Genomic DNA, 17,221 nt, shown 5'->3' with positions numbered 1-17,221 from the left:
TCCGAGGGGTGCCTGAAGCTACGACATGCCGCGACGATGGCTGTTCAATGGCCCGGCAATTAAACCGGAATGCGCCACGCCTTGGCCTGTTCCACGGTGGTGGAACTCAAGGGTTTGCTCCAGGGTTTATTGCGCGCTTGATAGTATTTGATGATGCCATCGAGCACGCTATTGAAGTCTTGCGGCGTCTTCGCCTCTTTCAAGTCACGCACCGCACGCTGCAGCAGCTCAACGTTGGATGCCGGCTGGCCAGGACGGTACAGCGATGGGTAGATGACCTCCCGCGTAAAGTTCTCAGTTTTCACCCCGATATCCCGACTTTGCATCTCGGCGACCGCGCTGCTGAATACCTTGGACATACTTGGCACACTGTCCGATTTTTGCTTGGCGCCCACCTGTAAAAGCTGCTGGAAATTACGCTGGCCCGGCGTATTCAGACGTTTGCCCAACCACTCGATGTGCTCGGGCCTGCTGGCGAGAGAGTCCAGATTGCGTAAGGCCGCAGCAATCTTCGGAGTAATCTTCAGGGACGTGTCGGATTGGTTGGCTTCGGTAATTGCACTGTTCAACGCCTCCAACACCTGTTTCGCCTCATCGCGAAACCGCAGTGCGTCTACGCTGGCGGGGTCCTTGCGCAATTCACCCTGCACGCTGGCAAGCATTTGATCATCCATCGCCAACACAGCATCGTCCAGGGAGGCGAACTCATGGCGCTCACGTGTCAGCTCACGCTTTTGCAGGTGGCTCGACACCGATTGGCGAGCCTGGGCCTGCAAATGCTGTTTTTGTTCAAGGGTCATGGTGAAGTTGACGGTGCCGTTGAGCAGGCCGCGAAAATCGCCTTTGTTCGAGTTCAACGGCAATGTCACCGTTTGATCCGAGAACGCCTTGAGCCGGTCATTTTGGTAGGTTTCAGCCGCGGTATGCGGCGTGCCTGTGAACGTGTCAGCCAAATGGCTGAAAAAGTCACCGCTCTGGCGCGGTGGTGAGCTCTGCTCGGATTCGAACTTGACGATCAGCGATTCGTCCTTGCCCAAAGGGCTCTCCGCAAACGAACGTTCAATGACACCGGGGGCAGGGGTATTGAGGAGCAGCCCTCCGTCTTGAAACGCCGTAACCTCTGCATCCGCCTGAAACCCATGGCCCTGTTCGGACGGGCTCTTGAACAGGCCCGGCAACGCCCCCGAAATAAGCGCAGCACGGGCGATGTCCATATCTGGCGTCAGGCTGGCATTGAACACCACCAACTGTGGACGACCGTCGAACATGCCTGTGCCCGTGATGTTCAGTTGCTTGATCGCCGGAATATGGCGGCTCAACACCTCCAGGTCGCGAAAGGTGGGCCCGGCTCCGGCTTTGAGCCGGTCGACGATTTGCGTGACTTCAGGCGGGCGGTCCGCCATGGGCATGCGCTCGACATGGGCAAGAATCGATTGACGTGACTGGTTGCGAATCAATTCTTCCAGGGGCTGCCCCTCGGTTTGCAGGCGCGGCAGCAGGGTCAGCAGCAGTTGCGAAATATTGCCGCCCGGGCCAGGTAGATTGCCGGCAAGCTTGCCAAGTTTGGAACTGGCATCCTGCAGCCAGGCCAGGATCGGATCCTTGCTGTTGAGCAGGCTAGGTAAGTCGAGACTGTTCGACAACTGCGTGAACGCCTTCGCGTCCATGCCACTGGCGAGTAACGCTGCAGAAATCGCACCGGCAGACGAGCCCGACACCACCTTGACGTCTTTGAGTTTGTCGGCGTCTTCAAGCGCCTGCACCATCCCGGGAAAGGCAATGCCCTTGGCACCACCGCCACTGAGCACCAAATGAGCAGGCGGCGGCGGGGACAGCACCACCTCGACGCGGCCATCGCTATGCCGATAAATACTCAGGTTGCGCTCGCCCACGCCCTTGACCAAAGGCGTCTTCACGTCCTGGCTGAAGGTTTGAGACGAAAGAGGCTTATTTTCTACAACGGAACTGGAGACTTTCATACATGAGGCTCTCTCTACAGGGTGTAGGCCTGAGTGATGAGAGAGCCTCGCAAGGATCCACACGGAATGATTCGGTAACGCAAATCACGTCGCGCAGGTGTTACTCAGAAAGACCTTCGTCCTGGAACTGGTCCTTCACATACTTGATTTCGGTACGGCCATGGGGCGCCGGCAAACCATCTTCGCCCAGGTTGACGAAGACCATTTTTTCCACCGTCAGGATACTTTTGCGGGTGATCTTGTTGCGCACTTCACAGGTCAGAGTGATGGAGGTGCGGCCGAACTCAGTGGCGGTGATACCCAGTTCAATGATGTCGCCCTGGCGCGAGGCGCTGACAAAGTTGATTTCGGAGATGTATTTGGTCACCACGCGCTGGTTGCCCAATTGGACAATCGCGTAGATGGCTGCTTCTTCATCGATCCAGCGCAGCAGGCTGCCGCCGAACAGGGTGCCGTTGGGGTTGAGGTCTTCGGGTTTTACCCATTTGCGGGTGTGGAAGTTCATGATCACTCCAAAGCGTCTTGCCAAATGATGGGCAACATCATGGCAGAGCCAGGGCCCAAGCTCTATGAGCCATTGCCTATCGCCCCCATGCGCGATCTTCATGCCGCCGACAGAAAGGCTTGGGAAGTGCCACATACACGGCTATAATCGCCTCCGTTTCAAAACGGTCATCTTCGATTGATACCGTTCTCCCGCCACCTGTCCGAGGGGCGCTGCAGCAGGTTCAACCTGTCAGGCTCGGATGGGGCGTTGTCCGGCCTGGTTGCCCTGGCCTGATACTAAACGCACAACGGCGCCCATTCGCACACTACGAATGGAGGCTCTCTATGAGCGCTGTAATGACGCCTGCAGATTTCAACGACTACAAAGTCGCCGACATGTCCCTCGCTGCCTGGGGCCGTCGCGAAACCTTTATCGCCGAATCCGAAATGCCGGCCCTGATGGGCCTGCGTCGCAAGTACGCCGCTGAACAGCCGCTCAAGGGCGCGAAGATTCTGGGCTGCATCCACATGACCATCCAGACTGCCGTACTGATCGAAACCCTGGTTGCCCTGGGTGCCGAAGTGCGTTGGTCCTCGTGCAACATCTTCTCGACTCAGGACCAGGCCGCCGCCGCTATCGCTGCCGCCGGTATCCCGGTATTTGCCTGGAAGGGCGAGACCGAAGAAGAGTACGAGTGGTGCCTGGAGCAAACCATCCTCAAGGATGGCGCGCCATGGGATGCCAACATGATCCTCGACGATGGCGGCGACCTGACCGAACTGCTGCACAAGAAGTACCCGCAGATCCTCGACCGCGTCCACGGCGTGACCGAAGAAACCACCACGGGCGTGCACCGCCTGCTGGATATGCTGGCCAAGGGCGAGCTGAAGATCCCGGCCATCAACGTCAACGACTCGGTGACCAAGAGCAAGAACGACAACAAGTACGGCTGCCGTCACAGCCTGAACGATGCGATCAAGCGCGGCACCGACCACCTGCTGTCGGGCAAGCAAGCCCTGGTGATCGGCTACGGTGACGTGGGCAAGGGTTCCTCCCAGTCCCTGCGTCAGGAAGGCATGATCGTCAAGGTCTCCGAAGTTGACCCGATCTGCGCCATGCAAGCCTGCATGGATGGTTTCGAAGTGGTTTCGCCGTTCATCGACGGTATCAACGACGGCACCGAAGCAAGCATCGACAAGGCCCTGCTGGGCAAGATCGACCTGATCGTCACCACCACCGGTAACGTGAATGTGTGCGATGCGAACATGCTCAAGGCCCTGAAGAAGCGCGCCGTTGTCTGCAACATCGGCCACTTCGACAACGAGATCGACACCGCATTCATGCGCAAGAACTGGGCGTGGGAAGAAGTGAAGCCGCAGGTGCACAAGGTTCACCGTACCGGCGCCGGCAATTTCGACCCACAGAACGATGACTACCTGATCCTGCTGGCCGAAGGCCGCCTGGTGAACCTGGGCAACGCCACTGGTCACCCAAGCCGCATCATGGATGGCTCGTTTGCCAACCAGGTATTGGCGCAGATCTTCCTGTTCGAACAGAAGTACGCCGACCTGTCGCCAGCCCAGAAAGCCGAGCGCCTGACCGTTGAAGTACTGCCCAAGAAACTCGACGAAGAAGTGGCCCTGGAAATGGTCCGCGGCTTCGGCGGCGTCGTGACTCAACTGACCAAGACCCAGGCCGACTACATCGGTGTGACGGTTGAAGGTCCGTTCAAGCCGCACGCTTACCGCTACTGATCGGCCTTGCTGGCGCCGGCTCTTCTGTGGGAGCCGGGCTTGCCCGCGATGCAGACGCCTCGGTGTTCCAGTAACACCAAGCTGATGCTATCGCAGGCAAGCCAGCTCCCACAGAAAGCCAGGCACCCGCATCGATTGCGTATGCCTTCCAGGCTTTCGAGTTTCCAAGGGTATTACCATGTCCCAAGACCGTCGCTACAGCTTCGAGTTTTTCCCGACCAAGACCGATGCTGGGCATGAAAAACTGATGGCCACTGCCAAGGTGCTGGCCAGCTACAACCCCGACTTCTTCTCCTGCACCTACGGCGCCGGCGGTTCGACCCGCGACCGCACGATCAACACCGTGTTGCAGCTGGAAAGCGAAGTCAAAATTCCCGCCGCTCCGCACTTGTCGTGTGTGGGCGACAGCAAGGCCGACCTGCGTGGTCTGCTGACCCAATACAAAGCTGCCGGCATCAAGCGTATCGTCGCCTTGCGTGGCGACCTGCCGTCCGGCATGGGCATGGCCAGCGGTGAGCTGCGCTACGCCAATGACCTGGTGAGTTTCATCCGCGAAGAAAGCGGCGATCACTTCCATATCGAAGTGGCCGCTTACCCGGAGATGCACCCCCAGGCGCGCAATTTCGAAGACGATTTGCAGAACTTCGTGCGCAAGGCCAATGCCGGCGCCAACAGTGCAATCACCCAGTACTTCTTCAACGCCGACAGTTACTTCTACTTCGTCGAGCGTGTACAAGCGATGGGTGTGAATATCCCGATCGTGCCGGGCATCATGCCGATCACCAACTACAGCAAGCTGGCACGTTTCTCCGACGCCTGCGGTGCCGAAATCCCCCGCTGGGTGCGCAAGCAACTGGAAGCCTATGGCGACGACGTCAAAAGCATCCAGGCCTTCGGCGAACAGGTCATCACCGAGATGTGTGAGCAATTGTTGCAGGGTGGTTCGCCAGGGTTGCATTTCTATACCCTGAACCAATCTGAACCCAGTCTTGCTGTCTGGAACAACCTCAAGCTGCCACGCTGAGGTCTGTTCGGTTGTACCAAGGCCCTCAGACGAGGGCCTTTGTCGTTTTACGTGACCCACGGAACCCCGCAGTCCATGAATACAGTGTCCCCGACTTCCCGCCCGCAACTGGTCTATCTGGTCTTCGGTGCCCAGACCTACCACCAGGAAGCGGTATTCAGCATCGCCAGCGCACTGGCGTTCCTGCAGGACACCCCGGACGCGAACGTGGACATCCAGGTGTTCACCGACAATCCCGAGCCTTATCACCTGCTGCCGGTACGCGTGCGCCCACTGGACGAGGCCACTCGCAAACGCTGGAGCGAGCCCCACGGTTATCATTTCCGCACCAAACACGTGGTACTGCGCCAGGTACTGGAAGAGTCCGAGGTGGCGCTGCTGATCGACACCGACACGTTCTTCCAACATTCGCCCATCGCCCTGTTCGAGCGCGTGCAGCCCGGCACCCTGCTGTGCAACGCCTTCTACACCAAGTACGGCGACAACCACGAAAGTATCCTCTACACCGCCCTGCATCAGCGCCTGCTGGAGATGGGCGTGGCCGACGATGACATGATGACCCTCAATTCCGGGGTCATGGGCCTGACCCAACAGGATGCACACATCCTCGACCGCTCCATCGAATTGATGGATGAACTGTTCCCCCACGCCCAGGGCGCCTACACCCTGGAAGAGTTCTGCCTGTCCATCGCCGCCTACCGCACCGTCAACGTGCGCGAATGCCCGGACCTGATCCACCATTACTGGAGCCGCAAACAGCTGTTCCGGGCCAAGGTCAAGGCGTGGATCGCCAAACACGCCAGTGCCCCAACCAGTGCACAGGCCCTGGCCGATACCCGCCAGGTCTCCTCGCACCTGCCGCGCCCGCCGCGCGTGCAGCGCATGATGTACAAGCTGATTACCTTGCTGCTGCCCAAGCACCAGCAGCAGTTCATTCGTGAAATCCTCTATGGCTGCTACGAACACGAAAACGAATTCGATCAGGCCTGCGGTCCGGTTTGGTGGGACAAGGCACGACAAAACCAGGAAGAACGCCAGAAGCGTCCACTGGATGCCCACCAACTGGAACACTGGTTCGCCAACCCCGTGGTGCGGCTGATACTGGGCGAGCGCCGCGCCGCGATCCACGAACACTTGCTGGACGCTCCGGCGAAATAACACCGCCCGCCAATGCGCGTGGTAGAGCTTCTCTTTCTGTCGGGAGCGTCGTAACCTCAAGGTATGCCCGCCATTTTCAAGCTACTGACCGCTGTGCTTTTTTCTTGCCTGAGCCTGGTCGCTCATGGCGAGAAACTGCGCATTGTCACCGAGCCCTGGGCGCCCTATGTCTACGACGATAACGGCACCAGGGCCGGCCTGGATTACGAAACCACAGTGGCCGTGTTCCAACGTCTGGGCGTGGAAGTGCAATGGCAATTCCTGCCCTGGAAGCGCTGCCTGGCGATGCTCGAGCAGGGTCACGCCGATGGCGCGCTGGATATTTTCCACAGCCATGAACGCGACGCCCAGTTGCTCTACCCCAGTGAACCCTTGTCGGAAGTCGAATTCGTCCTGTTCTACGCCAATGATCGCCCTCACCCCGCCACAACCCTTGATGAGCTGCGTGGCCTGACTGTCGGCATCTCGCCCGGCTACCTCTATGGCGAGACATTCAGTGGGTCCAGCGCATTCGAGCGCGAGCCTGCCCCCAGCCATGAAGCCAATTTCGGCAAGCTGATGCTCGGGCGCATCGATATGGTCGTGACTGACCGGCGAGTGGGGCAGCACATCATCAAGACGCTGGGCCTTGAGGGCAAAGTCAGCCAGGCGGCAGTGGTGGTCAGCCGCCAACAACAATTTCTCGCGGTGCGCCGTGGAGCCGGCATGGACCTGTTGGTACAGCGCTTTGCCGCCGAGCTCAAGCGTTTCAAGCAAGAGCCGGCCTATGCCGCCTTGAGCGCCAAATATGGTGGGATGCAGGCGCAAACCGCACCGATATCAGCCTCCGAACACGCCGTTGAGCAGCAGGAAAGCAGCGCGCCGTGATTGCTCTGTTATACTCCGGCCTTTCCGCCAGGCTTACGCCCGGCCGCTCGGGTCTTGAAAAAGGCACCCAACCCAGCTACTGCGCAGCTTTGCAGCCCGCGCGAGCCGGTGGAGTGCCCGCCAGACACAGCAGGACCGGACGGGATTGCGCTCCCCTAAGCGCCATTCACGCCCGGCAAGATTATCCCTTTGGGCCAAGCCCTAACTAAAACAGGATTACTCATGTCCTTTGCTTCCCTCGGTCTCTCCGAGGCTTTAGTCCGCGCCATCGAGGCAGCGGGCTATACCGAGCCTACTCCGGTGCAACAGCGGGCCATTCCCGCCGTGTTGCAAGGTCGCGACCTGATGGTCGCGGCTCAGACAGGTACCGGTAAAACCGGTGGTTTCGCCCTCCCGATTCTGGAGCGGTTGTTCCCCAACGGTCACCCGGACAAATCCCAGCGTCACGGCCCGCGCCAACCGCGTGTACTGGTCCTGACCCCTACCCGCGAACTCGCAGCCCAGGTCCATGACAGCTTCAAGCTGTACGCCCGCGACCTGAAGTTCGTCAGCGCCTGCATCTTCGGCGGTGTCGGCATGAACCCACAGGTTCAGGCCATGTCCCGTGGCGTTGACGTACTGGTCGCTTGCCCGGGTCGTTTGCTCGACCTGTGCGGCCAGGGCAGCGTCGACTTGTCCCACGTGGAAATCCTCGTGCTGGACGAAGCCGACCGTATGCTCGACATGGGCTTTGTCCATGACGTGAAAAAGGTCCTCGCACGCCTGCCGGCCAAACGTCAGAACCTGCTGTTTTCGGCAACGTTCTCCCAGGACATCACGGCCCTGGCCGGCAAGCTGCTGCACAACCCGGAGCGCATCGAAGTCACGCCACCGAACACCACGGTCGAGCGTATCGAGCAACGCGTATTCCGCCTCGCCGCCAGCCACAAGCGCTCGCTGCTGGCGCACCTGATCACCCACGGCGCGTGGGAACAGGTGCTGGTCTTCACCCGCACCAAGCACGGCGCCAACCGCCTGGCCGAGTACCTGGACAAGCACGGTCTCACCGCTGTCGCCATCCACGGTAACAAGAGCCAGAACGCGCGCACCAAAGCCCTGGCCGACTTCAAGGCCGGCACTGTGCGCATCCTGGTCGCCACCGATATCGCCGCCCGCGGCCTGGATATCGACCAGTTGCCACACGTGGTCAACTTCGAACTGCCGAACGTCGATGAAGACTATGTGCACCGTATCGGCCGTACTGGCCGTGCCGGTCGTTCGGGTGAGGCCATTTCCCTGGTCGCTCCGGACGAAGAAAAACTGCTGAAAAGCATCGAACGCATGACCAAGCAGAAAATCGCCGACGGCGACCTGATGGGCTTCGATGCCAGCGCCGTGGAGGCCGAGAAACCTGAAGCCCGCGAGCGTCCGGATGTGCGTAACCCGCGCAACCCACGCGGTCCGAAGGGCGATGGCCCGAACGGCGGCGGTGGTGGCGGTGGTCGTCGCGACAAAGGCAAGGACAAGGGCAAGGAAAAGTCCGCCACCAGCAGCCGAGGTGAACGCCCGGCCCGTGAGCAAAAGCCACGTGAAGGCACCCCGGCCCGCGAACAGCGCCAGCCGAGCCAGCCGCCACGCGCCGCCGCTGACCGTGCCCCGGACGAGTTCCTCGACGACGATGTGGATAACTTCGGTAACCGCGTCGACTACGTGCCCCAGGCCAAACCGGCCCAGGGCCGTGGCCGTCGTCCAGGTGCTCCGGCACAAGGCGCCGGTGCGGGTGCTCCCCGTGGCGGCCAGCCACAGGGTGGCCGTCAGAACGGCCCGCGCAACAGCAGCGGCGGCACCACCGGTACTCCGCCTGCCAAGCGCAGCGGCCCGCGCAACGGTGCACCGCGTGACGGCCAGGCCCGTCGCGAGGACTCGCGCAGCAATAACCGCCGCCCGGCCCGTGACGACCAGCCACGCCTGTCCGAGCCAGCGGTGCAAAACCCGCGTGGAGGCCCGGCGCCGAAGATTATCCACAAGGAGTCGAAAGCTGATCGCTTCCCGACACCTGAGCAGTTGGACCAACTGCCAGGCCGTCCTCGTGGTGAAAAACCGGCGCTGCTGACCCGCAACCGCTGAGTTCCAAAGCCATAGGCGTTGACTGTTACAACGCCATCGCGGGCAAGCCCACTCCCACAAGGGAATGCATTTCAATTGTGGGAGCTGGCTTGCCTGCGATGAGGCCCGGCTAGGCAACACGAATCGTCAGCCAAAAAAATGCCCCGCATCTTTCGATGCAGGGCATTTTTTATGCGCGGCGAAAATTACTTCGCTTTCACACCTTCAAACGTGATGTACAGCTGAACGTTGTCAGACTGTGGACCTACGTCCATACCGTCTTTGTTGAATTCCTTGCGGCTGATGTTAGTGGTGCCTTCAAAGCCGGCACGGTAGCCGCCCCATGGATCCTTGCCTTCGCCCAGGAACGTGGCTTTGACCAGGATCGGCTTGGTCACACCGTGGAAGGTCAGGTCGCCGGTCACATCAGCAGTCAGCTTGCCATCAGCATTTTTGCCAGTTGGCTTGACGCTGGTGGAGACGAACTTGGCATCAGGGAATTTGCCCGACTCCAGGAAGTCCTTGCTGTTGACATGCTTGTCGCGCTCGGCGTGGTTGGAGAACACGCTGGCAGTACGCACGTTAACTTCAATCTTGGCGTCTTCCGGCTTGGCGGCGTCAAAGCTGAACTTGCCGTCCAGGTCCTTGAAGGTACCGGTAATGTAGCTGTAGCCCAGGTGGCTGATCTTGAAATCGACGAAGGCGTGCTGGCCTTCCTTGTCGATCACGTAGTCAGCGGCCATCGCCGAACCTGCGGACAGCAGAGCAGAACCGATTGCCAGCGCAGCGAGTGTTTTTTTCAACATGCTTTCTATTCCTTGTGAGTCGAGGTTGAACATCAGGCTTTGCGCCCCAGCATTCGTGTCAGGGTCGCATCACGATCGATAAAGTGGTGTTTCAATGCAGCCACGCCATGCAAACCGGCGAAGACCACCAACACCCAGGCCAGGTAAAGATGCACCCAACCGGCTGTGTCTGCCTGGTCCGGTAGACCGGAAACCACGGCAGGAATTTCAAACAGACCAAACACCGGGATACCGACACCGTCTGCGGTGGAAATCAGGTAACCGGCAATCATCACGGCAAACAGCCCCAGATACAGGAACGCATGGCCAAATGCAGCACCGATCCGCGTCAGGCGGCTATAGCTGGCCAGCGGTGGCGGCGGCGGGCTGACCAGGCGCCAGACGATACGTACCAGCATGATCGCGAACAGCGTGATGCCAATGCTCTTGTGCAGGTCCGGCGCATCTTTGCGCCAGGCGCTGTAGTAGTCGAGGCCGACCATCCACAAGCCCAGGGCGAATAAACCGAACACAACCAGGGCTACGCCCCAGTGCAAAACCATGCTGACCCAACCATAGCGGGCCGGCGAATTGCGTAGCTGCATGTACTTAATCCCGTAAGAACTGTGCCCAAGACTAGCGTTTTACCTATCGAATTAAAGCGGAAAATTTCGCTTTGAAATATCGAGAAATACGATGAAGAGGCTAGGTATCATAAATTAACAAGGGATTAAGACTATTCCCAAGAAACGCGACAGACCGTCCTGCATTTACCGCCAATTGCCCCACAATGGCTTGTGACACTCGCCACCATTGCATAGGCTTGCGCGATTGTTTCGCCTGCGCGCGCCGCAGGACCGCTTCGAGGAGATCACCGATGGGCTTGAACAACCAGTGGATGCAACGCGACCTCGCGGTGCTGTGGCATCCCTGCACCCAGATGAAAGACCACCAGCAACTGCCGCTGATTCCGATCAAGCGCGGTGAAGGCGTATGGCTGGAAGACTTCGAAGGCAAACGCTACCTCGACGCCGTCAGCTCTTGGTGGGTCAACGTGTTCGGCCACGCCAACCCGCGCATCAACCAGCGCATCAAGGACCAGGTCGATCAGTTGGAGCATGTGATCCTCGCCGGTTTCAGCCACCAGCCAGTGATCGAGTTGTCCGAGCGCCTCGTGCAGATGACGCCTGAAGGCCTGACGCGCTGCTTCTACGCCGATAACGGTTCATCCTGTATCGAAGTCGCATTGAAGATGAGCTTTCACTACTGGCTCAACCGCGGCCTGCCGAACAAGAAGCGCTTCGTCACCCTGACCAACAGCTACCACGGCGAAACCATCGCCGCGATGTCGGTAGGCGACGTGCCGTTGTTTACCGAGACCTACAAGGCGCTGCTGCTCGACACCATCAAAGTGCCGAGCCCCGATTGCTACCTGCGCCCCGACGGCATGAGCTGGGAAGAACACTCGCGCAACATGTTCCTGGCCATGGAACAGACCCTGGCTGACCACCACGATACCGTTGCCGCGGTGATCGTCGAGCCACTGATCCAGGGCGCCGGCGGCATGAGGATGTACCACCCGGTGTACCTCAAGCTGCTGCGCGAGGCCTGCGACCGCTACGGCGTGCACTTGATCCACGACGAAATCGCCGTGGGCTTCGGCCGCACCGGCAGCATGTTCGCCTGTGAACAGGCCGGCATCCGCCCGGACTTCCTGTGCCTGTCCAAGGCCCTCACCGGCGGCTACTTGCCGCTGGCCGCCGTGGTCACCACCGAAGATGTCTACAGTGCCTTCTACGACGACTACCCTACCCTTCGCGCCTTCCTGCACTCCCACAGCTACACCGGCAACCCGCTGGCGTGCGCGGCAGCCTTGGCGACGCTGGATATCTTTGAAGAAGACAACGTGATCGAAAACAACAAGGCCCTGGCCCAGCGCATGGCGACCGCCACCGCGCACCTGGTGGACCATCCTCACGTTGCGGAAGTGCGCCAGACGGGCATGGTGCTGGCGATCGAGATGGTGCAGGACAAAGCCACCAAGGCCGCCTACCCGTGGCAGGAACGCCGTGGCTTGAAGGTATTCGAACACGCACTGGAGCGTGGCGCGCTGTTGCGGCCACTGGGCAGCGTGGTGTATTTCCTGCCGCCCTATGTGATTACACCGGAGCAGATCGACTTCCTGGCCGAAGTGGCCAGCGAGGGGATTGATATCGCCACTAACAGCAACGTCAGTGTGGCGGTGCCGAAAGATTTTCACCCAGGCTTTCGTGACCCGGGTTGATACCAACCCCTGTAAGAACCGACTTGCCACAGCAAGCTCGCTCCTGCATACACCTCTTCAGAGAACAGAAATGAGACTGTCCCGCTTTTTCACCGACACCCCGCTGAGCCTCGGCGATCACGAACTTCCCGAAGCCCAGGCGCACTACATCAGCCGTGTGTTGCGCATGGGTGAAGGCGATGCCGTGCAGCTGTTCGACGGCTCTGGCCAGGAGTTTAGTGGCACGCTGCTGGAAGTCGGTAAAAAACGCGTCACCGTGCAACTGACGCGAAGCTTTGCCGGCCAAGATGAATCGCCGCTGCACATCCACCTCGGCCAGGGCCTGTCCCGGGGTGAGCGCATGGATTGGGCGATCCAGAAAGCCACTGAACTGGGCGTCAATGCGATCACACCGATCTTCAGCGAGCGCTGCGAAGTGCGCCTCAAGGATGAGCGCGCCGACAAACGCCTGCTGCACTGGCGTCAGGTTGCCATCAGCGCGTGCGAGCAGTGTGGGCGTTCAACGGTGCCGGTGATTCACGCACCGGTGTTGCTGGCCGACTGGCTGAAGCAAACTGAAGCCGACCTGAAACTGGTGCTGCACCCAGTCGCCGAGCCGATGATCAGTCACGCGAAGCCTTCGAGCCTGGCGTTTCTGATCGGGCCGGAAGGTGGCTTGACCGACGGCGAAGTCGACACCGCCCAAGGCGCTGGCTTCCATGCTGCGCGGTTGGGGCCACGGGTATTACGTACCGAAACCGCGCCCGTGGTGGCGCTGTCGGTCGCCCAGCAACTCTGGGGTGATTTCTAAACGGAGCGATCACTCCACCGGATCACTCACCGGCTTGGCAATGATCGCCTTCAACTCGCTGGTCATCGGGAATTCCAGGTTCAGACCCTTCGGCGGGATCGGCTGTTCAAACCAGCGCTGGTAAATCCCGTTGATCTCTCCCGAACGGTACAGATCACCCAAAGTCTCGTTGACCACGGCGAGAAACTGCGGGTCGTCCTTGCGCACCATGCAGCTGTAGATCTCCCGCGACTGCTCCTCGCCCACCACCACCCAGTGGTGCGGGTCCTTGGCCTTGGCGCGCTCGCCGTAAAGCAACGCATCATCCATATAGAACGCGACCGCACGGCCGGTCTCGAGCATCTTGAAAGCCTCGCCATGGTCCTTGGCGCTAATCACGAACATATTGGCTTTGTGTTCAGCGTTGTAACTTTTGAGAAAGCGTTCATTGGTGGTGCCGGCAGTGGTCACCACGTTCTTGCCCTTGAGGTCGACAAAGCCTTTGATCCCGCTGTCCTTGGCCGTTAGCAACTGCCCCTTCACGTAGATGAACCCGTAGGAAAATGCTACCTGCTTCTGCCGCTCGGCGGTCACGCCGGTGGAGCCACATTCCAGATCGACGGTGCCGTTCTGCACCAGCGGGATACGGGTTTGGGACGTCACCAGGTTGTACTTCACCTTGAGCTCACTCACCCCGATTTTCTGCTGGATGCGCTCGACAATCTTGCTCGCCAGATCCACCGAGTAGCCCATCGGCTTGCCACTGTTATCCCCAATGTAAGAAAACGGCACCGACGCATCGCGATACCCCAGGGTGATGGCCTTGGCGCTGGCGATCTTGCTCAAGGTGCCCTCCAGAGGCGTTTCGGCCGCATGGACGTTTGCCCCCAACAAAAGCCCCAGGGTGCAGCCGGTCAACAGGATCTTTTTCATTGTTATTCTCCGTTGGTTTTTGAGGTTATTTACGTACCGCAATCACGCCGCGTTACAGGGGTATCCTCAAGCGGCGCGGGGCGTCAGGCCCTGCATATCAATGGAAGGGGAACGCTGATCGATCAACTCGGCCAGCAGTTGGCCGCTACCGCAGGCCAGGGTGAAGCCCAGTGCGCCATGCCCCAGGTTCAACCACAAATTGCGGTAGGCGCTGGCACCGATCAACGGCACGCCCGTCGGTGTTGCCGGGCGCATACCGGCCCACTCGACCGCATGGGCGTAGTCACCGGCCAAAGGAAACGTTTCCAGCGCCTGACGCTTTATCAACGCCAGGCGCTTGGGCTCAAGACGCGCATCAAAGCCGACAATATCCACCATGGCCGCGATCCGCAGTTGCTCACCAATGCGCGCGTAAACGATCTTGCGGTCATAGTCGGTGATGCTCACGTTCGGCGCCTTGTGCTGCGCGCCGATCGGCACGCTCAGGCTGTAGCCCTTGAGCGGATACAGCGGCAGGGACAAGCGCGGCAATGCCAACTCGGCGCTGCGATGCCCGGCAGCCAATACCAGTTGGTCGACCGGCATCACTTCATGGCCCAACTCGATGGCCTGCACCGCACCGTCGGCGTGACGAATCCCGGTAACCTTGCGCCCCAGCAAAAATGTGCAACGCCCGGACGCTTCCAACCTTGCAGCCAGGCGTTGGCAAAAGGAATGGCAGTCTGCAACTTCTTCACTGGGCGTATAGATGCCTCCGACAAAACCCTGCACCGCCAACGAAGGTTCCAGGCGTTGGCAATCGGCCATCGACAGGACCTGCTGCTGCAGGATGTCAGTGACGTTGGCGCGTGCACGCTCAAACGTCTCGGCATTGCGAAAGGTCACCAGCTTGCCGTTGCGCCGCCAGTCGAAGCCGTCCAGGCGATCATCGACACGCCATTGCTGCAAGGTGCCTTGACTCAGGCTCGCCAGCCGCAGCAAGTGGGCAGCGTTGCGCTTGTTCACCGAGCCCCGGCAGGCACCGATGAACGCGGCCATCCAGCGCCATTGCTGGAGGTCAAGCCGTGGGCGCAGCTTCAGCGGCGAGTCGCCGCGCAACAGCCACCCAATCGCCTGCAGCGGCACGCCCGCGTCGGCCAATGGCGCAACATAGCGATAGGACAGCTGCCCACCGTTGGCGAAACTGGTTTCGCTGCCCAAGGTATCGCGGGCGTCGATCACCGTTACCTCATGGCCAGCCCGTACCAAAGCATAAGCACTGGCCAAGCCGATAACCCCACCACCGATGATGCAAACCTGCCTGGCCATCCCAGCCCCCGACCGTTGATTAACTGAAGACCAAGCGTAGGCGCAGGTGACAGGCCACCGACAATGAATAAAGATGGGTCACCTATAAACAAAGGTTATGGACTTGCCATGCGCTTGCGTCATATCGAAATCTTCCAGGCCATTCGCCAGACTGGCTCGATCAGTGCTGCCGCGCAGTTGCTGCACGTCTCGCAACCAGCGGTGACCAAAGTGTTGCAGCACGCCGAATTGCAGCTGGGCTTTGCGCTGTTTCTGCGGGTGCGCGGCAAATTGCAGCCCACGCCGGAAGCCTTGGCACTGGAAAGCGAAGTCGAGAAAGTCACCGAGAGCTTGCAAGGTGTAAGGCGTCTAGCCAAGAGCCTGCGCCGCGCCCCAGGGCAAAGCGTGCGCATTGGTGCGATTCCGGCGTTGGCCTTGTCGCTGCTGCCTCCGGCGATTCTGGAATGGAAGCGCGAATACCCCGACATGGCTTGCGAGCTGTCCAGCGACCATAGCCGTGAGCTGGTCCAGAAGTTGTTGATGCGCGAAATCGACCTGGCGCTGACCCTCAACTTTTCCGGCCATCCTGGGTTGACCACCCAGGTGCTGGCCAATGGCGTGCTGGTTGCATTGGCGTCCAAGGGCTATTGGTCGGCGGCTGAAATCAACCAGCCATTGCCGCTGAGCGAACTGGCGGGCGCGCCATTGATCGGGCTGTCCAGTGCTGATCCGCTGGCGACCAAGCTGGACAGCTACCTGGAGAACGTCGATCCACCGCCACGCGTGACCCTCTCGGTGCAAACCTATTCCCTGGCCCGGGCGATGGTGGAGTCAGGCGCCGGTTTGACGGTCATTGACCCCTTTACCGCCCTCGGCGCATCGACGGCAACCACCTGCATCCGCACCCTCACGCCCCCCCTGCCGATCACCCTCTACGCCCTGACCCGTGGCGATGAACCACCGCCGCATATGCTGGCCAAGCTGCTGCAGATCTTCGGCAGTCGCGCCTGTGAGCTACTGGCACGTCTCTAATACCACCGAAGCCCCCTCCCACATTCAAAGCACGTAATGCATGATCGCCACAAAATGCAGCAGGCTGCCGCCAATCACAAACAAATGCCAGATCCCATGGGAATGGCGCAGGCGATCTTCCAGGGCAAAAAAGATGATGCCCACGGTGTACAACACGCCGCCCGACGCCAACCAGATAAACCCTGCCGTGCCCAGCGCCGCTATCAGCGGCTTGACTGCCACGAGTACGATCCAGCCCATCACCGCGTAGATCACGATGGACAGAATCCGCGCCTCCGAGCGCGGCTTGATCTCCTGCAGGATGCCGATCACCGCCAGCCCCCACACAATCCCGAACAGCGTCCAGCCCCACGGCCCGCGCAGAGTCACCAGGCAGAACGGTGTGTAGCTGCCGGCGATCAACAGGTAGATCGAAAAGTGATCGACCTTTTGCATGATCTCTTTTCGCCGCCCCCGCACGCTGTGGTACACGGTCGACGCGCTGTACAGCACCATCAGGGTAAAGCCATAAATCGCCACGCTGACGATCTTCCAGGGGCTGCCGTCCAGGCTCGCCACCACCAACATCCACACGGCGCCAATACACGCCGCGACTGCACCGAGCAAATGGCTCCAGGCGTTGAACCGTTCCCCGTGATACATCTATCGTTAACCTCCCCTCATCGTTGACGACTGTCGGCAAGCCTCCAGCCTTGCGCATAAGAGTGCAAGCAGCGTGTGACGTTCCAGCGACGAGGGCTGCGTTTGCAGGCACAATCGAGCGCAATCGAACAAGAG

At 60.1% G+C, this 17,221-nt stretch carries 15 protein-coding genes and 1 riboswitch; of the genes, 8 read left to right on the top strand and 7 right to left on the bottom strand.

All coding sequences use genetic code 11. The features are described from left to right. Window positions 1–59 precede the first annotated feature (59 nt). On the bottom strand, window positions 60–1,979 hold the full coding sequence (locus QMK52_RS09220; RefSeq protein WP_320404031.1) for a patatin-like phospholipase family protein: 1,920 nt from the start codon (window positions 1,977–1,979) through the stop codon (window positions 60–62). 100 nt (window positions 1,980–2,079) lie between these two features. Then, window positions 2,080–2,484, bottom strand: a complete 405-nt coding sequence (locus tag QMK52_RS09215; RefSeq protein ID WP_005792217.1) for an acyl-CoA thioesterase — start codon at window positions 2,482–2,484, stop codon at window positions 2,080–2,082. A gap of 198 nt (window positions 2,485–2,682) precedes the next feature. Continuing rightward, window positions 2,683–2,789, top strand: a riboswitch (S-adenosyl-L-homocysteine riboswitch). Between the two features lie 21 nt (window positions 2,790–2,810). On the opposite strand from QMK52_RS09215, the gene ahcY reads away from it, so the two are divergent. The 5 genes from ahcY to QMK52_RS09190 all read left to right on the top strand — a co-directional run bounded on the left by ahcY (window position 2,811) and on the right by QMK52_RS09190 (window position 9,375). Further along, a complete protein-coding gene (gene ahcY / locus QMK52_RS09210) occupies window positions 2,811–4,220 on the top strand; it encodes an adenosylhomocysteinase (protein WP_005792218.1) in 1,410 nt (469 codons plus the stop codon). A gap of 178 nt (window positions 4,221–4,398) precedes the next feature. Further along, window positions 4,399–5,244 carry a methylenetetrahydrofolate reductase [NAD(P)H] gene (metF, locus tag QMK52_RS09205; RefSeq protein WP_320404030.1) on the top strand — a complete coding sequence of 282 codons (846 nt, stop codon included), beginning with the start codon at window positions 4,399–4,401 and terminating at the stop codon, window positions 5,242–5,244. 75 nt (window positions 5,245–5,319) lie between these two features. Further along, the gene (locus tag QMK52_RS09200) at window positions 5,320–6,402 is read left to right on the top strand and encodes a hypothetical protein (protein ID WP_320404029.1); all 1,083 of its coding nucleotides are present in this window, start codon (window positions 5,320–5,322) and stop codon (window positions 6,400–6,402) included. Window positions 6,403–6,465: 63 nt separating this feature from the next. Further along, window positions 6,466–7,269, top strand: coding sequence for a substrate-binding periplasmic protein (locus QMK52_RS09195; RefSeq protein WP_005792222.1), 804 nt, complete (start codon window positions 6,466–6,468; stop codon window positions 7,267–7,269). A gap of 222 nt (window positions 7,270–7,491) precedes the next feature. Further along, window positions 7,492–9,375 (top strand): DEAD/DEAH box helicase, encoded by a 1,884-nt coding sequence (locus tag QMK52_RS09190; RefSeq protein WP_005792223.1) that lies wholly within the window; start codon window positions 7,492–7,494, stop codon window positions 9,373–9,375. A 185-nt stretch (window positions 9,376–9,560) separates the two neighbouring features. Here the strand turns inward: QMK52_RS09190 and QMK52_RS09185 are convergent, their stop codons facing one another. After that, complete coding sequence (locus QMK52_RS09185; RefSeq protein ID WP_014720298.1) at window positions 9,561–10,160, bottom strand: YceI family protein; 600 nt, start codon at window positions 10,158–10,160, stop codon at window positions 9,561–9,563. Window positions 10,161–10,192: 32 nt separating this feature from the next. Further along, window positions 10,193–10,744, bottom strand: coding sequence for a cytochrome b (locus QMK52_RS09180; RefSeq protein WP_005792225.1), 552 nt, complete (start codon window positions 10,742–10,744; stop codon window positions 10,193–10,195). A 272-nt stretch (window positions 10,745–11,016) separates the two neighbouring features. On the opposite strand from QMK52_RS09180, the gene QMK52_RS09175 reads away from it, so the two are divergent. Together QMK52_RS09175 and QMK52_RS09170 are read left to right on the top strand one after the other, a co-directional pair. Further along, window positions 11,017–12,423: an adenosylmethionine--8-amino-7-oxononanoate transaminase gene (locus QMK52_RS09175; RefSeq protein ID WP_194439471.1), complete on the top strand. Its 1,407-nt coding sequence runs from the start codon at window positions 11,017–11,019 to the stop codon at window positions 12,421–12,423. 70 nt (window positions 12,424–12,493) lie between these two features. Then, window positions 12,494–13,213, top strand: a complete 720-nt coding sequence (locus tag QMK52_RS09170) for a 16S rRNA (uracil(1498)-N(3))-methyltransferase (RefSeq protein ID WP_005792227.1) — start codon at window positions 12,494–12,496, stop codon at window positions 13,211–13,213. Between the two features lie 9 nt (window positions 13,214–13,222). Here the strand turns inward: QMK52_RS09170 and QMK52_RS09165 are convergent, their stop codons facing one another. Then, window positions 13,223–14,125 (bottom strand): transporter substrate-binding domain-containing protein, encoded by a 903-nt coding sequence (locus tag QMK52_RS09165; protein WP_005792229.1) that lies wholly within the window; start codon window positions 14,123–14,125, stop codon window positions 13,223–13,225. Between the two features lie 66 nt (window positions 14,126–14,191). Beyond that, a complete protein-coding gene (locus QMK52_RS09160; RefSeq protein ID WP_005792230.1) occupies window positions 14,192–15,433 on the bottom strand; it encodes a D-amino acid dehydrogenase in 1,242 nt (413 codons plus the stop codon). Window positions 15,434–15,541: 108 nt separating this feature from the next. Here QMK52_RS09160 and QMK52_RS09155 point away from each other — a divergent pair, with 108 nt between their 5' ends. After that, window positions 15,542–16,444: a LysR family transcriptional regulator gene (locus QMK52_RS09155; RefSeq protein ID WP_194439472.1), complete on the top strand. Its 903-nt coding sequence runs from the start codon at window positions 15,542–15,544 to the stop codon at window positions 16,442–16,444. Window positions 16,445–16,468: 24 nt separating this feature from the next. Here the strand turns inward: QMK52_RS09155 and trhA are convergent, their stop codons facing one another. Continuing rightward, window positions 16,469–17,086 carry a PAQR family membrane homeostasis protein TrhA gene (gene trhA / locus QMK52_RS09150; RefSeq protein WP_005792233.1) on the bottom strand — a complete coding sequence of 206 codons (618 nt, stop codon included), beginning with the start codon at window positions 17,084–17,086 and terminating at the stop codon, window positions 16,469–16,471. Between the last annotated feature and the right edge of the window lie 135 nt (window positions 17,087–17,221).

The sequence above is a fragment of the Pseudomonas sp. P9_2 genome, from assembly GCF_034008255.1.
Classification (GTDB): Bacteria; Pseudomonadota; Gammaproteobacteria; order Pseudomonadales; family Pseudomonadaceae; genus Aquipseudomonas; species Aquipseudomonas synxantha_A.
This window is presented reverse-complemented; position numbering and strand designations above follow the sequence as displayed.

What these genes read in the sequence shown, in the direction of transcription:
- QMK52_RS09220 (WP_320404031.1), bottom strand. Translation starts at nt 1,979, where the DNA reads ATGAAAGTCTCCAGTTCCGTTGTAGAAAATAAGCCTCTTTCGTCTCAA.
- QMK52_RS09215 (WP_005792217.1), bottom strand. Translation starts at nt 2,484, where the DNA reads ATGAACTTCCACACCCGCAAATGGGTAAAACCCGAAGACCTCAACCCC.
- ahcY (WP_005792218.1), top strand. Translation starts at nt 2,811, where the DNA reads ATGAGCGCTGTAATGACGCCTGCAGATTTCAACGACTACAAAGTCGCC.
- metF (WP_320404030.1), top strand. Translation starts at nt 4,399, where the DNA reads ATGTCCCAAGACCGTCGCTACAGCTTCGAGTTTTTCCCGACCAAGACC.
- QMK52_RS09200 (WP_320404029.1), top strand. Translation starts at nt 5,320, where the DNA reads ATGAATACAGTGTCCCCGACTTCCCGCCCGCAACTGGTCTATCTGGTC.
- QMK52_RS09195 (WP_005792222.1), top strand. Translation starts at nt 6,466, where the DNA reads ATGCCCGCCATTTTCAAGCTACTGACCGCTGTGCTTTTTTCTTGCCTG.
- QMK52_RS09190 (WP_005792223.1), top strand. Translation starts at nt 7,492, where the DNA reads ATGTCCTTTGCTTCCCTCGGTCTCTCCGAGGCTTTAGTCCGCGCCATC.
- QMK52_RS09185 (WP_014720298.1), bottom strand. Translation starts at nt 10,160, where the DNA reads ATGTTGAAAAAAACACTCGCTGCGCTGGCAATCGGTTCTGCTCTGCTG.
- QMK52_RS09180 (WP_005792225.1), bottom strand. Translation starts at nt 10,744, where the DNA reads ATGCAGCTACGCAATTCGCCGGCCCGCTATGGTTGGGTCAGCATGGTT.
- QMK52_RS09175 (WP_194439471.1), top strand. Translation starts at nt 11,017, where the DNA reads ATGGGCTTGAACAACCAGTGGATGCAACGCGACCTCGCGGTGCTGTGG.
- QMK52_RS09170 (WP_005792227.1), top strand. Translation starts at nt 12,494, where the DNA reads ATGAGACTGTCCCGCTTTTTCACCGACACCCCGCTGAGCCTCGGCGAT.
- QMK52_RS09165 (WP_005792229.1), bottom strand. Translation starts at nt 14,125, where the DNA reads ATGAAAAAGATCCTGTTGACCGGCTGCACCCTGGGGCTTTTGTTGGGG.
- QMK52_RS09160 (WP_005792230.1), bottom strand. Translation starts at nt 15,433, where the DNA reads ATGGCCAGGCAGGTTTGCATCATCGGTGGTGGGGTTATCGGCTTGGCC.
- QMK52_RS09155 (WP_194439472.1), top strand. Translation starts at nt 15,542, where the DNA reads ATGCGCTTGCGTCATATCGAAATCTTCCAGGCCATTCGCCAGACTGGC.
- trhA (WP_005792233.1), bottom strand. Translation starts at nt 17,086, where the DNA reads ATGTATCACGGGGAACGGTTCAACGCCTGGAGCCATTTGCTCGGTGCA.